Origin of the sequence: Dietzia sp. KRD202 (assembly GCF_017168155.1) — a bacterium.
Lineage (GTDB): Bacteria > Actinomycetota > Actinomycetes > Mycobacteriales > Mycobacteriaceae > Dietzia > Dietzia kunjamensis.
Genome location: NZ_JABFAN010000007.1, coordinates 104492 through 124837 on the forward strand (window position 1 = coordinate 104492; position 20346 = coordinate 124837).

Here is a 20346-nt window from a genome sequence, read left to right on the forward strand (position 1 = left end):
AGCAGACCCCGGCGCGCCGCGGCCTAGAATCGGGGCCGTGACCTCGACATCGCACGCCCCGACCTCCGGAACCCCGGCCGCGAGCGACCCCGGGCGATCGACCGGGCCGTTGTCCCGCCTACCCGTTCCGTCGATCCGGGTCCAGAAGGGCGTCGCGCTCGCCAACGTCATCGCCCAGATCGGCATCATGACCACCGGCGTCACCGTGCGCGTGACCGCCTCCGGCCTGGGTTGCGAGACCTGGCCGCAGTGCAACGAGGCCAGTTTCGTGCCCGTCCCCGGCGCCGCACCTGCGCTGCACCAGGCGGTCGAGTTCGGCAACCGCCTGCTCACCTTCGTCCTGGCGGCGGTCGCCGTCGCGCTGCTCCTCGCCGTGTACCGCGCCGGGCGCCGCCGCGGCCTCAAAGCCCTCGCCTGGGCCATGCCCGCCGGCATCCTCGCCCAGGCCGTGATCGGCGGGATCACCGTCCTGGCCGGCCTCGCGTGGTGGACCGTCGCGCTGCACCTGCTGCCCTCGATGATCCTCGCCTGGCTCGCCGCCGTCCTCTTCGTCCGCATCGGCGAGGCCGACACCGCGCCGCCCCGGCGGGTCATGCCCAAGCCGATGACGTGGCTGACCGTGCTGTCGGCCGTCCTGCTCACCGGGGTCCTCACCACCGGGACGATGGTGACAGGCGCCGGACCCCATGCCGGCGACGCGCGCATCACCGCGGCGGATCGCCTCCAGATGCCCATCCAGTGGCTCGTCCACTTCCACGCCGAACTCATGGTGGGCTACGTCTGCCTGCTCATCGGGTTGTTGGCCGGGCTCGTCGCGCTGCGGACGGAGGGCCCCGCGATCCGGCGGAGCGCGATCCTCATCGGGCTCATCGCGGCGCAGGCGGTGATCGGGATCACCCAGTACCAGCTCGGGGTGCCCGAGCTGCTGGTCGTGGCGCACGTGACCCTGGCGGGTGCGATCACCGCCGTCACCGGCGCCCTGTGGGCGGCGGGGGTCATCCGGGACCGCGTGCCGGCCTGACACGGTCGCCGACCCCGGTAGGGTCGCGGGGTACGCGTCGCCTCTGTACGGGTGACGGCCCGGTGCGCGTCCTCTCCGGTCCATTCGGGGCGCGCACCCGGCCGACCGCAGAGACGACAGCGGCCCCGCCGATCGGCGGGGCCGCTGTCGTTGGGCCGCTGTCGTGGGTGCGAAGGTCAGACCAGGGAGCCCGATCCGGCCATGCGCTTCCAGTGACCGGCAGGGACATCGGTGCGCGAGACCAGCTCGCGCGTCCAGTCCGATCCGGTGAGGCCTGAGATCCCGTCGCGGACCGCCTCGGCCTGCGACAGGCTGTCGACCATCGTGTCTCCCAGGACGCCGTCCGCGCCGACCAGGGTGATGCGGACCCCGGAACGGCCGACCGGTTGGAGCACGACGTCCGCCGTCCCGCCGTGCCGGGACAGGAACTTCTCGACGAACTTCACCGTCTTGGCCGGCGGGGTGGGGCCCGTCTGCACGGGGGCCGCCTCGATTTTCTCGGCGGGTGCCTTCTCGGCGGGTGCCTTCTCGGTCGGCTGGACCTCCGCGGCGGCCGGCTTCTCCGACTCCTGCGCCGCGGGCTCGTCGGCCGGGGGCACCGCCGCCGGCTGGGACGCGGCCGGCGCATCCGCCGGGCGATCGGTCGCGGACGGCGCCGGAGCGGCCTTACCCGTCGTCGGCTCGTCGCTCTTCGACTCGGCCGCGGAGTCCGTGGTGGCGGCGGCGCCGCCCAGCGTCAGGCCACCGCTCTTGCCCCCGCCCGGCGCCTTGGCCTTGCTCCCGCCTCCGAGCGTCAGGCCTCCACTCTTGCCGCCGCCGGGCGCCTTGGCCTTGCTCCCGCCGCCGAGCGTCAGGCCACCGGACTTCTTCTCCGTCGACACGGAGTCGGCGCCGGACGAGGAGTCGGTGCCGGGCTCGGACGCCGCCCCGGTGGTGAGAGCGGCGTCAGCCTGAGCAGCAGGTGCCGGGCCCGGCGCGGGCGTCGCCGCGGCGGCCGGAGCCTCGTTCTTCTCGCCACCACCAGAGGCGGCAGCCGCACCCGCGGCCGCCGCGGCACCGGCCGCACCACCCAGGACGAGCTTGCCCGCGGACCTGCCGCCGGGGGCCTTGGCCCTGGACCCTCCCCCGAGCTTCAGTCCCCCGCCGGGAGCCTTGGCCTTGGACCCACCGCCGAGCTTCAGTCCCCCGCCGGACGTGGTCGCCGGGGCGGACGCTGTCGGGGCGGACGGTGCCTGAGCGGCCACCGGCTCGTCCGACGACTTCGCGGCCGTGCTCTGCTCGGTGGCATCGGCCTGGGCGGAGGGCGCCGGCTCCGCAGCGGGCTCGGACGGGGCCTTGGGCGAAGCGGGAACCTCCGCGGCCGGCGCCGTCGATGCGTGCGCCGCGGGAGCGCCACCGTCGACCTCCGTGATCCGGGAACCGTGCAACGTGGAGGCACCTCCGCCCGGGGCGCGCGGGGCGCGCCGACCCAGGGTGATCCCCCCGCCCGCGCCGCCGGCGGCCGCCGGGGCCGGGGTCTGCCGCGCCTCGGCAGGCGCCTCCTGCGTCGCGGCGGGCGCCTCCTGCACGGGTTCGGTCGCCTCGGGAGCCCCCGCCGGCGCCTGCGCCTGCGTGTCAGGCGCGGACGGCGCCAGCGCCTCCTCGGTGACCGCATCGGCTCGGGCGGGTGCGGCCGCCGCCCCGGACCCACTGGTGGTGATCTCGGGCCAGCCGGTCGCCCGGACTCGCGGCCCCCCGGCGTACTGGGAAAGGATCTGCAGGCTCATGGGGGTAGCCTATCGCCTCCCCCGCCCCGCTTCCGCCGGGACTCCCGCGAACCGGCGAACCGGAGTCCGGGCACCGGCTGCGGCGGACGACACACTTCCGGATACTGGGCGCCATGAGAGCCATAGAGATCTCCAGGCACGGCGGACCCGAGGTGCTCACACCGGTCGAGGTGGGTGTCCCCTCGCCAGGACCGGGCGACGTGCTCGTCCGCACCACCGCGATCGGGGTCAACTACATCGACACCTACTTCCGCGAGGGCACCTACGCCCGGGACCTGCCGTTCGTCCCCGGCAGCGAGGGAACGGGAGTGGTCGAGGAACTCGGCGAGGGAACGCCCGACCTGATGGTCGGCGACCGGGTGGCGTGGTGTCAGGTGCCGGGGTCGTACGCCCAGTACGTCGTCGCCCCCGCCGAGTCGCTGGTGACGGTGCCGGAGGGTATCGACGACGAGGTGGCGGCCTCGATGCTGTTGCAGGGGCTCACGGCGCACTACCTGATCACCGACACCCACCGGGCCCTACCCGGCGACACCGTGCTGATCACCGCGGGCGCGGGCGGGGTCGGGCAGCTGCTCATCCAGCTGGCCGTCGCCCACGGCCACCGTGTGATCACCACGACCTCGACCGAGGAGAAGGCGGACCTGTGTCGCGAACTGGGGGCGCACCACGTGCTGCTCTATCCCGACGCGACCCCGGAGAGGATCAGGGAACTCTCCGACGGCGGTGTCTCCGTGGTGTTCGACGGCGTGGGCCGGGACACCTTCGACGACAGCCTGGCCTCGCTGGCCCGCCGCGGGACCCTGGTTCTGTTCGGCGCGGCGAGCGGTCCGGTCCCGCCGGTGGACCCGCAACGACTCAACGCGGCCGGCTCGGTCTTCCTCACCCGGCCGAGCCTGGGCGACTTCATCGCCGGGACCGGGGAGTTCCGTGAGCGGGCCGGCGAGGTCCTCGAGGGGATCGTCGACGGCTCGCTCCGATTGTCGGTGGGCGCGACGTTCGGAATGTCGGAGGCGGCGGAAGCGCACCGGGCGCTGCAGTCCCGGCAGACCACGGGTTCGGTCGTCCTCGACCCCGCCCGCTGAGCGCCCTCGACCCCGCCCGCTGAGGAGGGCGGGGGTGGGCGATCAGGCAATCGGGAGGATCTCCGCGATCGTCTGGAGTCCGAGGACCGCGTCGACGGACAGTGCGACGAACACCCCCGCCAGGTAGTTGTTCGACAGGATGAACAACTTGAGGGGCTTGACCTCCACCCCGCGCCGCACACCGGCCTCGAGGCGGTGTGCCATGACGATGAACCACACTCCGAAGCCGAGGGCGCCGGCCGCGTACACCCAGCCGGCGGCGGGGATCAGGGCGAACGTGCACAGGACGGTCACCCAGGTGTAGATGGTGATGCGCCGGGTGACCCCCTCGGCGGACATGATGACCGGGAGCATCGGCACTCCGGCGGCCTCGTAGTCCTCCTTGTAGCGCATCGCGAGCGCCCAGGTGTGCGGTGGCGTCCAGAAGAAGATGATGAGGAACAGGACGATCGCCTGCCACCAGTTGTGCGCCTGCCCCTCGGGGAGATGATCGGTGATCACGGCCCACGACACCAGGACCGGCATGCATCCCGCGGCCCCGCCCCACACGACGTTCTGGGCCGTGCGGCGCTTGAGGATCATCGTGTAGACGAACACGTAGAAACAGATGGTCAGCAGGATGAAGAACGCGGCCAGCCAGCTCCCGGCCAGCAGACCCAGCCACAGCATGCTCGAGACGCCGAGCAGCAGACCGAAGACCAGTGCGGCCCGGGTACTGATCGCGTGACGCGCCAACGGCCGACGCTCGGTTCGCTTCATGACCTTGTCGATGTCGGCGTCGACGACCATGTTGAGCGAGTTGGCGCTGGCCGCTCCCAGCCAACCGCCCACCAGGGTGAGCAGCACCAGCGAGAGGTGGACATTGCCGCGGTCGGCCTGGAGGAGGGCGGGGATGGCGGCGACGAGCAGCAACTCGATGACGCGCGGCTTGGTGAGGGCGATGTACGCCATCACCACGTCGACCGCGCGGGCTCGCCCGCTCGCCGGAGCCGGCCGCCCCGTGGACTCTGGAGGGGAGACTGATGGCCCCCCACTCCGGGTCGGGGTGGAATCGTGCACCGGAACTCCTCGCAGCAGACGTCAACGCACTACTGACCCGATACTACGTCCCCCCTGCGCGGTCCGCGAAAGAGCGGGGGCGGGGACCGCACGCCCCGCCGTGCCCGCGACCACTAAGGTGGTTCACGACATACGCGCGGATCCGCGCCGCACCCTCAGACCCGGGAGAACCACAAGTGACCAGCGCGTCGGAGATCACCGAGCTCACCACTGCACGCCACCCGTCCGACTGGACCGAACTCGACACCCGCGCCGTCGACACCGCGAGGGTCCTCGCCGCCGAGGCCGTGCAGCGTTGCGGTAGCGGCCACCCGGGCACCGCGATGAGCCTCGCGCCGCTCGCCTACACGCTTTACCAGCGCATCATGCGGCACGATCCCTCCGATCCCACGTGGGTCGGCCGGGACCGCTTCGTGCTGTCCTGTGGACACACCTCTCTCACCCAGTACATCCAGCTGTACCTCGCCGGCTTCGGGCTGGAGCTGGACGACCTCAAGGCGCTCCGGACCTGGGGATCCAAGACCCCCGGACATCCGGAGTGGCGGCACACCGACGGCGTGGAGATCACCACCGGCCCGCTGGGTCAGGGGCTGGCCTCCGCGGTGGGCATGGCGATGGCGGCACGCTACGAGCGCGGACTGTTCGATCCGGAGACGCCGTCGGGCAAGAGTCCGTTCGACCACTTCATCTACGTGATCGCCTCCGACGGTGACGTGCAGGAGGGGGTCACCGCCGAGGCCTCCTCGCTCGCGGGCACCCAGCAGCTCGGCAATCTCATCGCGATCTACGACGACAACGAGATCTCGATCGAGGACAACACCCGGATCGCCCTCAACGAGGACGTCGCGGCGCGCTACGAGGCGTACGGCTGGCACGTCCAGACGGTGAACGGCGGTGAGGACGTGGCCGCCATCGAGGAGGCCATCGCCGACGCGCGTGCGGTCACCGACAAGCCGTCGCTGATCGTCCTGCGCACGATCATCGCCTTCCCGGCGCCGACCATGATGAACACCGGGGCCTCGCACGGTGCGGCACTCGGCCAGGACGAGGTCGACGCCGTGAAGGAGGCGCTCGGCATGGGCGGCACCGAGCCGTTCACGGTGGAGGACGAGGTGATCTCCCACACCCGGGCCGCCCGTGACAGGGGTGCCCGCGTCCACGCGCAGTGGAGCGACATGTTCCACGCCTGGGCGGAGGCGAACCCGGAGCGCAAGGCCCTGTTCGATCGCCTGTACTCGGGCGAGCTCCCCGACGGATGGGATGCCGGGCTCCCCACGTGGGACGCCGATTCCAAGGGAGTCGCCACGCGTAAGGCGTCCGCCGAGGCCATCCAGGCCCTGGGCGCCACCCTCCCCGAGTTGTGGGGCGGCTCCGCGGACCTGGCCGGCTCCAACAACACGCCCATCAAGGGCGCGGACTCCTTCGGCCCGTCCTCCATCTCGACCGACACGTGGACCGCGTCCCCGTACGGACGCAACCTGCACTTCGGCGTCCGTGAGCACGCCATGGGCGCGATCCTCAACGGCATCGCCCTCCACGGTCCCACCCGGCCCTACGGCGGGACGTTCCTGATCTTCAGCGAGTACATGCGTCCGGCCGTCCGGCTCGCCGCGCTCCAGGGGAGCAACGCGTACTACGTGTGGACCCACGACTCGATCGGGCTCGGCGAGGACGGCCCCACCCATCAGCCGGTCGAACAGTTGGCGGCGCTGCGCGCCATCCCGGGTCTGGCGATCCTGCGTCCGGCCGACGCCAACGAGACCGCGGCGTCGTGGCGCGCCATGCTCGAGGCACTCGACGGGCCCAAGGGTCTGTGCCTGACCCGTCAGGACGTCCCGGTGCTCGAGGGCACCAAGGAGCTCGCCCGCGAGGGGGTCGAGCGCGGGGGCTATGTCCTCGCCGAGGCCTCGACCGGGACCCCCGAGGTGATCCTCATGGGCACCGGGTCCGAGGTGCAGCTGGCCGTGCAGGCCCGCGAGGTCCTCGAGGCCGAGGGCGTGGCGACCCGTGTGGTCTCGATGCCCTGTGTCGAGTTCTTCGATCAGCAGGACGCCGGGTACCGCGAGTCGGTGCTCCCCCGCTCCGTCCGCGCGCGGGTCAGCGTCGAGGCCGGCATCGCGATGCCGTGGCACCGGTTCCTCGGCGACGCCGGCCGCGCCGTCTCACTCGAGCATTTCGGCGCCTCGGCGCCCTACCAGACCCTGTTCACCGAGTTCGGGATCACCGCCGACGCGGTGGTCTCCGCGGCCCGCGAATCCCTCGCGGCCGCTGCCGGGGAGGCATCATGACCAACGCCAATCTCGCTGCCCTGAGCGCCGCCGGCGTCTCCGTGTGGCTCGACGACCTGTCCCGACAGCTCCTGTCCTCCGGCGAGCTCGAGAAGCGGATGTCCGCCTATTCGATCGTCGGTGTGACGACCAACCCGGCCATCTTCCAGTCGGCGCTGGCCGACTCGTCGGCGTACGAGAGCGCGCTCACCGAGGCGGTCCGCGCCGACCGCGACGTGGATTCCGTCGTGCGGGCCCTGACCACGTCCGACGTCCGCGACGCGTGTGACGTGCTGGCCGACGTCCACCGCGCGACCGACGGGGTGGACGGCCGCGTCTCCCTCGAGGTGGATCCCGGCCTGGCCCACGACACCGCGGCGACCGTGACGCAGGCGGTGGAGCTCTCCGAGGTGGTGGACCGCCCGAACGTCATGATCAAGATCCCCGCGACGTCGGCGGGGCTGCCGGCCATCACCGATGTCATCGGCAAGGGCATCGACGTCAACGTCACGCTGATCTTCTCGGCGGACCAGTACCGCGCGGTGGCGGAGGCGTACCTGACCGGACTCGAGCAGGCCGCTGCCGCCGGTCACGACCTGTCCACCATCCACTCCGTGGCGTCCGTGTTCGTCTCCCGGCTCGACACCGAGATCGACTCGCGACTCCCGGAGTCGTCGGAGCTGCGGGGCAAGGCCGGGCTGGCCAACGCGCGCCTCTGCCAGGAGGTCTACGAGGAACTGTTCGACCCCGAGGGACGCTTCGGGGCACTCGCCGATCGCGGAGCCCGTCCCCAGCGTCTCCTGTGGGCCTCGACGGGGGTCAAGGACCCGGCGTACCCCGACACGCTGTACGTGACCGGTCTGGTGACCCACGGGACGGTCAACACCATGCCGTTCGGCACCATCGAGGCGTTCGCGGACCACGGCGTCGTCGAGGGCGACACGGTCCGGGGCACCGCCGAGGAGTCCCGGGCCACCCTCGACGCACTGCGCGCCGAGGGGATCGACCTGGACGAGGTCTTCACCCTCCTCGAGCAGCAGGGCGTGCAGAAGTTCGTGACCGCCTGGGACGACCTGGTGGACACGGTGAGGGCGCGGATCGACGAGATCCCGACGGGGTCGTGATCGGCCCGGACGACGGGGCGACTTCGGTCAGCGAGGTCGCGGGCGGCGCCCCCGAGGGGTGGGCCAACCCGCTCCGTGATCCCCGGGATCGTCGGCTCCCCCGGATCGCGGGACCGTCCGGTCTCGTGATCTTCGGTGTGACGGGCGACCTGTCCAAGAAAAAACTCATCCCCGCGATCTACGACCTGGCCAACCGTGGCCTGCTCCCGCCGGGGTTCTCCCTGATCGGCTTCGGCCGCCGACGGTGGACCCACGACGAGTTCGCCGCGTTCGCCCGTGAGCAGGCCCGCGAACGGTGCCGGACCCCGTTCCGCGAGGACGTGTGGGAGCAGCTCGCCGCCGGACTGCGGTTCGTCACCGGGACATTCGACGACGACGAGGGCTTCGACCGTCTGGCGGACCAGCTGGGGGCACTCGAGGCCGAACGTGGGACCGCAGGCAACTACGCGTTCTACCTGTCCATCCCCCCGGATGACTTCCCGACCGTCTGCCGGCACCTCGATCGCACGGGGTGCACCCGCGGCCCGGAGGGGTCCTGGCGCCGGGTGGTCATCGAGAAGCCCTTCGGGCACGACCTGGCGAGCGCCCGCGAACTCAACGCGGTGGTGGGTGCGGTCTTCCCCGAGGACTCGGTATTCCGGATCGATCATTACCTGGGCAAGGAGACCGTCCAGAACATCCTCGCGCTGCGTTTCGCCAACCAGCTCTTCGAGCCGGTGTGGAACGCCAACCACGTGGACCACGTCCAGATCACCATGGCCGAGGACATCGGACTGGGTGGTCGGGCCGGCTACTACGACGGCATCGGCGCGGCCCGCGACGTCATCCAGAACCACCTCATCCAGTTGATGGCGTTGGTCGCGATGGAGGAACCGACCGATTTCTCCGCTGCCGCGTTGCGGGCGGAGAAGACCAAGGTCCTCGAGTCGACCTCGTTGGCACTGCCGATTGCCGAGACGTCCGCGCGTGGTCAGTACGCGGGTGGCTGGCAGGGGTCCGAGCAGGTCGTGGGACTGAAGGACGAGGAGGGGTACGACCCCTCCTCGGCCACCGAGACCTACGCTGCGATCACCCTCGAGGTCCACAACCGCCGATGGGCGGGGGTCCCCTTCTATCTCCGCACCGGCAAGCGGTTGGGACGACGGGTCACCGAGATCGCGGTGGTCTTCCGGCGCGCTCCGCACCTGCCGTTCGACGCGACCATGACCCAGGAGCTGGGGCAGAACGCGCTGGTCATCCGGGTCCAGCCCGACGAGGGTGTCACGTTGCGCTTCGGCTCCAAGGTCCCCGGCACCGCCATGGAGGTCCGGGACGTCAACATGGACTTCGCCTACGGTGAGGCGTTCACGGAATCCTCCCCCGAGGCCTACGAACGTCTCATCCTCGACGTCCTGCTGGGCGAGCCCTCGCTCTTCCCGGTCTCCCGCGAGGTCGAGCTGAGCTGGCAGCTCCTCGACCCGGTCCTGCAGGAATGGGAGTCGGACGGGACACCGGAGCAATACCAGGCCGGGACGTGGGGGCCGAAGGGCGCCGACGAGATTCTGGCCCGGAGTGGCCGCGCATGGAGGCGACCGTGATCATCGACCTACCCGACACCTCCACCCGCGGGATCGCCAAGAAGCTCGTGCAGATCCGCGAGGAGGCCGGGCTGAGCACGATCGGACGGGTGCTCACGCTGATCGTGATCACCGATCACGTCCGGGGCAGCGAGTCCGCGATCGAGGCGGCCAACGAGGCCAGCCGGGAGCATCCGTGCCGGGTCATCGTGGTGATCCGCGGACCTCGCGCGGACGCCGACAGGCTCGACGGTCAGATCCGCGTCGGAGGTGACGCCGGGGCGGCGGAGGTCGTCGTGCTGCGCACCTCCGGTGCGATGGCCTCCCAGTCGGCCTCCCTCGTCACGCCGTTGCTGCTGCCGGACACCCCGCTCGCCGTGTGGTGGCCCCGCCACTCCCCCACGTTGTTGTCCGAGGACAGGGTGGGCAGGCTCGCGAAGCGCCGGATCGTCGACTCCGACGCGGAGGGGCATCCCACCGATGCGCTGGCGAAACGGGCGGCCGGTTACTCCCCGGGCGACACCGATCTGGCGTGGGCGCGCATCACCCACTGGCGTTCCCTGCTCGCGGCGACCCTGGACCGTCCGCCCTTCGAGCGCATCACCGGGGCGACGGTGTGCGGCCCGGAGCGGGCGGCGTCGGTGGACCTGGCCGGTGGATGGCTGGCGTCCCGGCTCGGGATCGACGTCCTGCGGGCCGTCGGCCCGAGGATGGTCGTCCTGGAGCGGGCCTCGGGCTCCATCGTCCTCGAGCAGATCAGCGCGACCTCCGCCGCGCTCCGCATCACGGGTCAGGCGCCCACACGGGTGGCGCTCGTCGGCCGCAGCGTCGCCGACTGTCTCTCGGAGGAGCTACGGCGGATGGACACCGACGGCGTGTACGCCGATGCGTTGGCCAATCATGACCGTGTCATCTACACCTCTGCCTCGGTTCGCTGAGCAGGGGACCCGGACCTCGACGTCACTTCCCCACCGGACCACCACCACAGGAGCGCCGATGTCAGTCACACGCCATCTCGTACACCCGGATGCGGACACCCTCGCCGAAGCGGCAGCCCTCGCCGTCGTCGGGCACCTCAATGAACGGATCGCCACCGCCGGGACCGCGACGCTGTCCCTGACGGGCGGCTCGGTGGGGGTGAAGACCGCCGCCGCACTCGCCGGGGCCGATGTCGACTGGTCACGCGTGACCATCTACCTGGGCGACGAGCGCTTCGTCCCGGCAGACGACCCCGAACGCAACGACGGACAGCTCGACGACGTCCTGCTCGGCACCGTGGGCGACCGCGCCACCGTCCACCGCTGGCCGGCCCGCGGACCGGAGTTCGAGGACGTCGACGCCGCGGCCGAGGCGTTCCTCGCCGCGGTGGACCTCCCCCGGGGCGACGAGCCGCTGTTCGACGTCACCCTCCTGGGGATGGGACCCGAGGGGCACATGAACTCGATCTTCCCGCACACCCCGGCGGTCGCCGAGACCGAGCGGCTCGCGGTGGGCGTGCATGACTGCCCCAAGCCGCCACCGGAGCGACTGACCTTCACCCTCCCGGCGGTGCGCAGGTCGAGGCACGTGCTCGTCGTGGCCGCCGGGGACGGGAAGGCGGAGGCGGTGGCCAGGGGCCTGGGCGGGGCGGACCCCTCCGACTGGCCCGTCGCCGGTGCCGTGGGCACCGAGTCGACCACGTATCACCTGGACGGACCGGCCGCCTCGATGGTGCTCTGAGAACAGGAACGGGGCGCGTCTCATCCACCCGGTGGAAGAGACGCGCCCCGTCGTCGGCCCGGCCGGTGGGGCCGCGCCGGGGACCGGTCGGTCAGCCGAACCTGACCATGAGGCCGACCGCCACGATGGCGATGACCCAGAGGATCGCGACGACCACGGTGACCCGGTCGAGGTTCCGCTCGACCACGCTGGACCCGGAGAGGCTGGACTGGACACCGCCACCGAACAGCGACGACAGGCCGCCTCCCTTGCCGCGGTGCAGCAGGATGAACAGCATCAGCAGGAGGCTGGTGGTGATGAGGAAGATGTCCAGGGCGAGCTTCATGTAGGGATCGTGCCTCACGTCGGGTCGGGCGGTCGGGTGCGACCGCTACAGACTACCCGGTCGGGTGTCCGCGGCGAATCCCGGCACGCCCGACCCCGCAGGGCCGGGCGCGCCGGAGTGGGCGGTGTCAGGGCAACGGGCCACCGGCGGCGATCGCCGACAGCTGGGCGAACTCGTCCGGCTTGAGCGACGCGCCTCCGACCAGACCACCGTCGACATCGGGCTGGTCGAGCAGCTCGCCGATCGTGGAGGCGTTGACGCTGCCGCCGTACAGGACCCGCATCTGCTCGGCCGTCGCGTCATCGGCCAGATCGGCCAACGTGGAACGGATGGCGGCGCAGACCTCCTGGGCATCGGCGGCGGACGCGGTCTTGCCGGTCCCGATCGCCCACACGGGCTCGTAGGCGATCACGGTGGAGGCCAGCTGGTCCGTGGACAGTCCCGCGAGCGATTCGGAGAGCTGGTTCACGACGAAGTCGACGTGGTCCCCTGCCTCCCGCACCTCGAGCTTCTCGCCGACACACACGATCGGCGTCAACCCGTGCCGGTGGCAGGCGGCGGCCTTGGCCGCGACGAGTTCGTCGGACTCCGCGTGGTAGTCACGGCGCTCGGAATGGCCCACGACGACATAGGTGCAGCCGAGCTTGGCGAGCATCCCCGCCGAGATCTCGCCGGTGTAGGCACCGGACTCGTGGACCGAGACGTCCTGCGCGCCGTAGGCGAAGCCCAGCTTGTCGCCCTCGATGACGATCTGGACGCCACGGATGTCCGTGAACGGGGGGATGAACGCCACGTCCACCTTCTCCAGGTACTTGTCCGGGAGTGCGAAGGCGACCTTCTGGACGAGTGCGATGGCCTCGAGGTGGTTGAGGTTCATCTTCCAGTTGCCGGCGATGAGCGGGGTGCGTGCCATGTCTTCTCCTGTGGTCTCGTCGGTCTTCAGTTGCTGCGCTCGAGGGCGGTGACGCCGGGCAGCTCCTTGCCCTCCAGGTACTCCAGCGAGGCGCCACCGCCGGTGGAGATGTGGGAGAAGTTCTCCTCCCCGAGACCCAGGGTGCGGACGGCCGCGGCGGAGTCGCCGCCGCCGACCACCGAGAACGCGCCGTTCTTCGTCGCGGTGATGATGGCCTCGGCGACACCGCGCGTCCCGGCGGAGAACGCCGCGAACTCGAACACGCCCATGGGGCCGTTCCAGAAGACGGTCTTGGCGGCGGAGAGCTTCTCGCTGAACGCCTTCACCGACTCGGGGCCGATGTCCAGGCCCATCTTCCCCTCCGGGATGGCCTCGGCGGAGACCGTGGAGTGCGCGGCGTCGGCGGCGAACCCGTCGGCGGCGACCACGTCCACGGGCAGGCTGATCACGTCGCCGAACTTGGCGAGCAGGTCCTTGCAGGTGTCGATCATCTCCTCCTGCAGCAGTGAGGAGCCGACCTCATGGCCCTGTGCGGCGAGGAAGGTGAAGCACATGCCGCCGCCGATGACCAGGGTGTCGACCTTGGGCGCCAGGGCCTCGATCACGGCGAGCTTGTCGGACACCTTGGAGCCGCCCAACACGACCGCGTAGGGGTGCTCCGGGTCGCCGCTGAGGTTCGCGAGGACCTCGACCTCGCTCTGGACGAGGTCGCCGGCGTAGGCCGGGAGGACCTTGGCGACGTCGTACACCGACGCCTGCGCGCGGTGGACCACCCCGAAACCGTTGGAGACGAACGCCCCGTCCTCGCCCACCAGGCTCGCGAGCTCGGCCGCGAACTCGGCCCGCTGCGCCTCGTCCTTGCTCGTCTCGCGCGGGTCGAACCGCACGTTCTCCACCAGGAGCACGTCCCCGTCGGTCAGGCCGTTGGCTCGCTCGCGGGCGTCCGATCCCACCACGTCACCGGCGAGCTGGACGTAGCGCCCGAGCTCGTCACCCAGCTTCTCCGCCACGGGGGCGAGGGAGAACTCGGGGTCGGGCTCACCCTTCGGGCGGCCGAGATGCGCGGTGATCACCAGCGCCGCACCGGCGTCGAGCAGAGCGTTGAGCGTGGGCAGCGAGGCGGTGATCCGGCCCGCATCGGTGATGGTCGAGCCGTCGAGCGGGACGTTGAGGTCGCAGCGGACGAGGATCTTGCGACCCTCTACGCCGGCATCGAGCAGGTCGTTGAGCGTGCTCACGGCCATGTGGTGGGACTCCTGTCGGAAGAACGGTGGTGATGGTGGGTGGTGCTGCCGGTCCATGTGCTCCGGGCCCGGCCGGGACGCTGTGGGCGTTCCCGGACCGGGCCCGGATCGTCGTACGGGGGATGTCAGTCCCGAGGGGTCTTAGAGCGACTTGCCGACCAGGCCGATGATGTCGGCGAGGCGGTTGGAGTAGCCCCACTCGTTGTCGTACCAGGAGGCGATCTTGATCTGGCCGTCGATCGCCTTGGTCAGCGGCGCGTCGAAGATGGACGAGTGCGGGTCACCGACGATGTCGGAGGAGACGATGGGATCCTCGGTGTACTTGAGGATGCCCTTCATCGCGCCCTCGGCGGCGGCCTTGACCGCGGCGTTGACCTCGTCGACCGAGGCCTTCTTCTCGAGCTCGACCGTGAGGTCGGTGAGCGAGCCGGTGGGCAGCGGGACGCGCACGGCGTAGCCGTCGAACTTACCCTTGAGCTCGGGCAGGACCAGCGCGACGGCCTTGGCCGCACCGGTGGAGGTGGGCACCATGTTGATGCCGGCGGCGCGGGCACGGCGCATGTCGCTGTGGGGCGCGTCCTGGAGGTTCTGGTCCTGCGTGTAGGCGTGGATCGTGGTCATGAGGCCCTTGACGATCCCGAACTCGTCGGAGAGGACCTTGGCGACCGGCGCCAGGCAGTTGGTGGTGCAGGAGGCGTTGGAGATGATCGTCTGCGAGCCGTCGTACTCGTGGTCGTTGACCCCCATGACGATGGTGATGTCCTCGTTCTTGGCCGGCGCCGAGATGATGACCTTCTTGGCACCACCCTCGAGGTGGCCCTTGGCCTTCTCGGCGTCGGTGAAGATGCCGGTGGACTCGACGACGACGTCGACGCCGTAGTCACCCCACGGCACGGACGCGGGGCCCTCCTTGACCGCGAGGGCGCCGATCTTGGTCCCACCGACCGTGATCGACGAGTCGTCGAACGTGACCTCCTTGCCCAGGCGACCCAGGATGGAGTCGTACTTGAGCAGGTGAGCGAGCATGTCGTTCGTGGTCAGGTCGTTGACGGCCACGATCTCGATGTCCGTCTTGCCCTCGGCCTTGAGAGCCTCCACCGCGCGGTAGAAGTTGCGGCCGATACGTCCGAATCCGTTGATGCCTACGCGCACGGTCACGTGTTGTCTCCTTATTGGTGGTGCGAGAACGCTTGATGTCACCGGGGCCGGGTGGAGCCCGGGACGTGACCCAGACTACCCGGCGTGGACCGCTCCCGCGCAGGGTGCTGCCGGGGTGGATCAGCCTTCGTCGAGCATGTCCTCGGTCACCACGGACTCGGTGTCGGGGATCCCGAGCTCGGCGGCTTTGCGGTCCGCCATGGACAGCAGTCTCCGGATGCGCCCCGCGACCGCGTCCTTGGTCATGGGCGGGTCGGCGAGCTGCCCGAGCTCCTCCAGCGACGACTGACGGTGCTGGACGCGCAGTTCACCCGCGGCGAGCAGATGGTCAGGCACGTCCTCGGCGAGGATCTCCAGGGCGCGCTGGACACGGGCGGCCGCGGCCACGGCGGCCCGGGCCGAGCGCCGCAGGTTCGCGTCGTCGAAGTTGGCCAGCCGGTTTGCGGTGGCGCGGACCTCGCCTCGGGAGCGGCGCTCCTCCCAGATGTCCCTGGTGGAGGACGCGCCCAGTCGAGCGAGGAGGACCCCGATCGCCTCGGCGTCGCGGATCACCACGCGGTCCCCGCCCCGGACCTCGCGGGCCTTGGCCGTCACGCCCAACCTGCGGGCCGCGCCCACGAGCGCCATCGCCGCCTCCGCCCCCGGGGCGGTGACCTCCAGCGCCGAGGAGCGGCCGGGCTTGGTGAGCGAACCGTGGGCGAGGAACGCGCCCCGCCACGCCGCCTCGGAGGCGGCGACCGAGCCGCCGACGACCGCGGCCGGCAATCCTCTTACCGTCCGGCCGGCGTTGTCGACCAGCCCGAGTTGACGGGCCAGGTCCGCACCCCGGTCGATGACCCGCAGGACGAACTTGCGGGCGGGACGTCCGCCCGAACCCCCGATCGGGTGGATCTCACAGGGGACGGAGAACAGGGCGTCGAGTTCGCCGGCGAGTCGGTCCGCGATCTCCCCGGAGTCCACCTCCGCCTCGATCACGAGTCGGTTGGACAGGACCTGGAGGGTGCCGGCGAACCTCAGCAGGGCGGCCACCTCGGCCCTCCTGGTCTCGGAGTTCCCCACGGGGACCCTCACCAGTTCGGACTTGACCTGTGCGGTCAGCGACACGCCCTGCTCCTTCGTTCTCGGCTCATCGACCCGGCCCTCATCGCACCGAGTCGGCGAGCGCCGAGGCCAGCAGTGCGGGGTCGTGGACAGGCCTCATCGTCCCATCCTCGGCGGTCTTCGCTATCTCCGCGGTCATCACGCGGGCCCCCAGTCCCGCCGCGGCCCGTTCGAGATGCTCGCGTTCGGTGGCGCTCAGCGGCATCCTCGGGTCCACGAGCAGGACGTCGATGTCGACCTCGGGAGCGTGTTGACGCAACACGTGGAGGTGCTGCTCGGCGGAGAACCCGGCGGTCTCCCCCGGCTGGGGTGCGAGGTTGAGCACGAGGGCCTTGGTCGCGGCCGTCCTCTTGAGCGCGGTCGCGATCTCGGGCACGAGCACGTTGGGGATCACGCTGGTGAACCACGATCCGGGTCCGAGGACCACGAGGTCGGCTCCGGTGATCGCCTCCACCACGCCCTCCGCGGCGGGCGGAGCGGCCGGGATGAGGGTGACCCGGCGAACGCTGCCCGGTGTGGTCGCGACGGCGACCTGTCCGATGATGGTCCGTACGACGCGGGGGTCCGCTTCCAGACCGACGACCTCTGCGGCGATGTCGAGGGCGACCGGGGACATCGGCAGGACACGGCCGGTGACACCGAGGATCGACCCGACCGCGTCGAGTGCCTCGACCGGGTCGCCGAGCAGCTCCCACAGGCCGGCGAAGACGAGGTTGCCCACCGCGTGTCCGGCCAGCGCCCCGGTGCCGCCGTAGCGGTGCTGGAAGAGTCGGGTGAGCAGCGCCTTCTCGTCGTCTTCGGCGGCGAGGGCGCACAGGGCCATCCGTAGGTCGCCCGGTGGGAGGATGCCCAGCTCGCGCCGCAGTCGCCCCGAGGAACCGCCGTCGTCGGCGACCGTCACCACCGCGGTGACGTGGTCGGCGACGAGGCGTGCGGCCCGGAGGGTCGCCGACAGGCCGTGGCCGCCGCCGAGGGCGACGAGGGACGGGATACCACTGTCGTGGGTCATGGCCGGCCTCATTCCCGCCCGAGGTCGCGGTGGCGTACGTGCACCTCGACCGAGTCGAGGCCGGACAGTCTGCCGGCGAGCGACTCGGAGATGGCCACGCTCCGGTGCTTGCCCCCGGTGCAGCCGACCGCGATCGTCATGTAGCGCTTGCCCTCGCGCCGGTAGCCGGTCATGGCCAGGCGGATCATGGACACCGCCGCGCGCAGGTACTCCTCGATGGATTCGTCGGCGAGGACGTAGTCCTGGACGGGCTTGTCGCGCCCCGTGTGCGGCTGGAGCTCGGGGATCCAGTGCGGGTTGGGCAGGAACCGCATGTCCATCAGCATGTCGACGTCCACGGGGACGCCGTACTTGAACCCGAACGACTCGACGGTGAGGTGGAAGTCGAACCCGAGGTCACCGAAGGGGGTCTCCAGCCGGTGGCGGAGGTCGTGGACACTGAGCGCCGAGGTGTCCACGACGACGTCGGCACGCCCCCGCAGCCCCTCGAGGATCCTGCGCTCCCGGGTGATGCCGTCGATCAGGCCGCCACCCGACTGCAGCGGATGGGAGCGACGGACGTTGTTGAACCTGCTGACCAGCGCCTCGTCCGAGGCCTCGAGGAACAGGATCCGTGCCTGCGGGCGCCGATCGAACAGGTCGAGGAGGTCGCCGAGGTGTTCGTCGAACCCGAGGCTGCGGGTGTCGGCGACGATCGCCAGGCGGAGGGGCTCGTCGTCGGACTCCTCGAACCGGGCGAGCAGGTCGCCCACGAACGTCAACGGGAGGTTGTCGACGACATACCAGCCGAATTCCTCGAGGACCTTGGACGCGGTCCCCTTGCCCGCCCCGGACATGCCGCTGATCAGGAGGAGCTCGCGCCCCCGCGCGGCGTGGCCGTCGTCGTCACCTGCGTCCATCGTCTCACCTCGTGTCATCGGTCAGTCCCCGGTCGGTCTGTCCCTGGTCGGTCTGTCCCCGGTCGGGCTGCCCGCCCGAGTCTCCCACGTCGGCGGCGGCCGCGTCCGCGGGCTCGGCACCACCGAGGGTCGCCCGGATCGCGGCGGCGACCCCCGGGCCGATCCCCGGCACGGCGCACAGCTCGTCCGTGCTCGCGGCGCGCAGTGCGGACACGGTCGGGAACGTCTCCACCAACGCCGCCCGACGGGTGGGCCCGAGGCCGGGGACGTCGTCGAGCACGGAGGCCGTCATCCGCCTGGACCGCGCGCCCCGGTGGGCGCGGATGGCGAACCGATGGGCTTCGTCGCGGAGCCGCTGGAGCAGGAACAGCCCCTCCCCGTGGCGCGGGAAGATCACGGGGTACTCCTCTCCCGGGAGCCAGATCTCCTCGAGTCGCTTGGCGATCCCGACCACGGGTACGTCGGTGACCCCCAGCTCGGAGAGGACCTCGGCGGCCGCCTCGACCTGGGGCCGACCACCGTCGACGACGAAGAGCTGCGGTGGGTAGGCGAACCGGCGGGCCGCGGGGGCGGTGCCCCCCGTGCCCGCGTCGTCGTCGACCGGCCCGTCGACCTCGTCCGGGGTGACGGAGGGGTCCTCGTGGTGACGCCGGAAGCGGCGACGCGTGACCTCGGCGATGCTGCCGACGTCGTCGGAGTGACCGTCACCCGCGGCGTCGCGGATGCGGTAGAGCCGGTAGTCGCTCTTGCGCGGGATGCCGTCCTCGAAGACCACGAGGGAGGCCATGACGTCGGTGCCCTGGGTGTGGGAGATGTCCACGCACTCGATGCGCAGGGGCGCCGAGTCCAGCTCGAGGGTCTCCTGGATCTCCTGGAGGGCCGCGGAGCGGGCGGTGAGGTCGCCGCTGCGCCTGAGCTTGTGCTGTGTCAGGGCCTCGACGGCGTTGCGGTGGACCGTCTCCGCCAGGGCTCGCTTGTCACCCCGCTGGGGTACCCGGAGAGACACACGGGAGCCGCGCAGCGACGAGAGCCAGTCCGCCAGTTCGTCGGAGTCGTCGGGCAGGGCGGGCACCAGCACCTCGCGGGGTACGGCAGCCGAGATGTCGCCGGATTCGGCCGCCTCGGCGAGGTCGGCCTCTCCCCCGTAGAACTGCGCGAGATAGTCGGAGACGACCCCGGGCACGGCACGGGCCGCGTCGAACTCGCCGTCGGCGTCGACGCCGTGGGCGTGTTCGACCACCCAGCCGCGCTGACCGCGGATGCGGCCCCCGCGCACGTGGAACACCTGGACGGAGACCTGCAGTTCGTCGACCTCGACGCCCACCACGTCGGCGTCGGTGCCGTCACCCAGCACGACGGCCTGCTTCTCCATCGCACGCCGCATGGCGCCGAGGTCGTCACGCAGCCGCGCGGCCCGTTCGAAGTCGAGGTCCGCGGAGGCCTCGAGCATCCGCTTCTCGATGCGGCGCATGATCGCATCGGTACGTCCGGCCAGGAAGTCGATGAGCTCGTTGACAATCGCGCGGTGCTCGTCCGGGGTCACCCGTCCGATGCAGGGGGCGGCGCACTTGTCGATGTATCCGAGCAGACAGGGCCTGCCGAGCTGCGCCTGCCGCTTGAACACCCCGGCGGAGCACGAGCGGACGGGGAACACCCGCTGCAGGGTGTCGAGGGTGTCGCGGATGGCCCACGCGTGTGAGTAGGGCCCGAAGTAGCGGGTCCCCGGGCGCCGGGGCCCCCGGTAGACGAAGGCCCGGGGGAACTCCTCCCCCACGGTGACCGCCAGCATCGGATACGTCTTGTCGTCGCGGTAGCGGACGTTGAACCGGGGGTCGTACTTCTTGATCCACGTGTACTCGAGCTGGAGCGCCTCGACCTCGGTGGACACGACCGTCCACTGCACGCCGGCCGCGGCGAGGACCATCCGCCGGGTACGGGGGTGGAGGAGGGACAGGTCCGCGAAGTACGAGCTCAGCCGGCTCCGCAGGTTCTTCGCCTTGCCGACGTAGATGACGCGCCCGTGCTCGTCACGGAAGCGGTAGACCCCCGGCTCCGTCGGGATCGAGCCGGGGGCCGGGCGGTAGGTTCGCGGATCGGCCACGG

Annotated in this window: 17 protein-coding genes; 7 read left to right on the forward strand and 10 right to left on the reverse strand. The window is 71.1% G+C overall.

Annotation, left to right across the window (positions count from 1 at the left end):
* The first annotated feature begins 37 nt into the window (after window positions 1-37).
* Window positions 38-1021, forward strand: coding sequence for a heme A synthase (locus tag J1M64_RS05380; protein WP_082923909.1), 984 nt, complete (start codon window positions 38-40; stop codon window positions 1019-1021).
* Window positions 1022-1197: 176 nt separating this feature from the next.
* Here J1M64_RS05380 and J1M64_RS20325 read toward each other — a convergent pair whose 3' ends face one another.
* On the reverse strand, window positions 1198-2787 hold the full coding sequence (locus tag J1M64_RS20325; RefSeq protein ID WP_307872376.1) for a hypothetical protein: 1590 nt from the start codon (window positions 2785-2787) through the stop codon (window positions 1198-1200).
* A 113-nt stretch (window positions 2788-2900) separates the two neighbouring features.
* On the opposite strand from J1M64_RS20325, the gene J1M64_RS05390 reads away from it, so the two are divergent.
* Window positions 2901-3869, forward strand: a complete 969-nt coding sequence (locus J1M64_RS05390; protein ID WP_119191707.1) for a quinone oxidoreductase — start codon at window positions 2901-2903, stop codon at window positions 3867-3869.
* 42 nt (window positions 3870-3911) lie between these two features.
* Here the strand turns inward: J1M64_RS05390 and J1M64_RS05395 are convergent, their stop codons facing one another.
* Entirely contained in the window at window positions 3912-4820 is a 909-nt protein-coding gene (locus J1M64_RS05395; protein ID WP_067716330.1) for a heme o synthase, read from the reverse strand.
* A 284-nt stretch (window positions 4821-5104) separates the two neighbouring features.
* Here J1M64_RS05395 and tkt point away from each other — a divergent pair, with 284 nt between their 5' ends.
* Genes tkt through pgl form a run of 5 tightly spaced genes read left to right on the forward strand, consistent with a single transcriptional unit; the run spans window position 5105 to window position 11594 of the window.
* Entirely contained in the window at window positions 5105-7216 is a 2112-nt protein-coding gene (gene tkt / locus J1M64_RS05400; protein WP_096905445.1) for a transketolase, read from the forward strand.
* The gene (gene tal, locus J1M64_RS05405) at window positions 7213-8319 is read left to right on the forward strand and encodes a transaldolase (RefSeq protein WP_096905444.1); all 1107 of its coding nucleotides are present in this window, start codon (window positions 7213-7215) and stop codon (window positions 8317-8319) included. The genes tkt and tal overlap by 4 nt, the downstream gene beginning before the upstream one ends.
* Complete coding sequence (gene zwf, locus J1M64_RS05410; protein ID WP_374220840.1) at window positions 8319-9896, forward strand: glucose-6-phosphate dehydrogenase; 1578 nt, start codon at window positions 8319-8321, stop codon at window positions 9894-9896. Before tal ends, zwf begins: the two co-directional genes overlap by 1 nt.
* On the forward strand, window positions 9881-10813 hold the full coding sequence (locus J1M64_RS05415; protein ID WP_206473303.1) for a glucose-6-phosphate dehydrogenase assembly protein OpcA: 933 nt from the start codon (window positions 9881-9883) through the stop codon (window positions 10811-10813). Before zwf ends, J1M64_RS05415 begins: the two co-directional genes overlap by 16 nt.
* Window positions 10814-10871: 58 nt before the next feature.
* Window positions 10872-11594, forward strand: coding sequence for a 6-phosphogluconolactonase (gene pgl / locus J1M64_RS05420; RefSeq protein WP_119191708.1), 723 nt, complete (start codon window positions 10872-10874; stop codon window positions 11592-11594).
* Window positions 11595-11685: 91 nt separating this feature from the next.
* Here the strand turns inward: pgl and secG are convergent, their stop codons facing one another.
* The 8 genes from secG to uvrC form a co-directional block, all read right to left on the reverse strand.
* On the reverse strand, window positions 11686-11919 hold the full coding sequence (gene secG / locus J1M64_RS05425; RefSeq protein ID WP_067716343.1) for a preprotein translocase subunit SecG: 234 nt from the start codon (window positions 11917-11919) through the stop codon (window positions 11686-11688).
* 127 nt (window positions 11920-12046) lie between these two features.
* Window positions 12047-12832 (reverse strand): triose-phosphate isomerase, encoded by a 786-nt coding sequence (tpiA, locus tag J1M64_RS05430; protein WP_067716347.1) that lies wholly within the window; start codon window positions 12830-12832, stop codon window positions 12047-12049.
* Between the two features lie 26 nt (window positions 12833-12858).
* Window positions 12859-14076, reverse strand: a complete 1218-nt coding sequence (gene pgk, locus J1M64_RS05435; protein ID WP_096905440.1) for a phosphoglycerate kinase — start codon at window positions 14074-14076, stop codon at window positions 12859-12861.
* A 141-nt stretch (window positions 14077-14217) separates the two neighbouring features.
* Window positions 14218-15234, reverse strand: coding sequence for a type I glyceraldehyde-3-phosphate dehydrogenase (gap, locus tag J1M64_RS05440; RefSeq protein ID WP_067716354.1), 1017 nt, complete (start codon window positions 15232-15234; stop codon window positions 14218-14220).
* A 120-nt stretch (window positions 15235-15354) separates the two neighbouring features.
* Window positions 15355-16338, reverse strand: a complete 984-nt coding sequence (whiA, locus tag J1M64_RS05445; RefSeq protein ID WP_206473311.1) for a DNA-binding protein WhiA — start codon at window positions 16336-16338, stop codon at window positions 15355-15357.
* Window positions 16339-16375: 37 nt separating this feature from the next.
* Window positions 16376-17344, reverse strand: coding sequence for a uridine diphosphate-N-acetylglucosamine-binding protein YvcK (yvcK, locus tag J1M64_RS05450; protein ID WP_120283304.1), 969 nt, complete (start codon window positions 17342-17344; stop codon window positions 16376-16378).
* 8 nt (window positions 17345-17352) lie between these two features.
* On the reverse strand, window positions 17353-18243 hold the full coding sequence (rapZ, locus tag J1M64_RS05455; protein WP_067716361.1) for an RNase adapter RapZ: 891 nt from the start codon (window positions 18241-18243) through the stop codon (window positions 17353-17355).
* Between the two features lie 4 nt (window positions 18244-18247).
* Window positions 18248-20344, reverse strand: a complete 2097-nt coding sequence (uvrC, locus tag J1M64_RS05460) for an excinuclease ABC subunit UvrC (RefSeq protein ID WP_206473312.1) — start codon at window positions 20342-20344, stop codon at window positions 18248-18250.
* Window positions 20345-20346 lie beyond the last annotated feature (2 nt).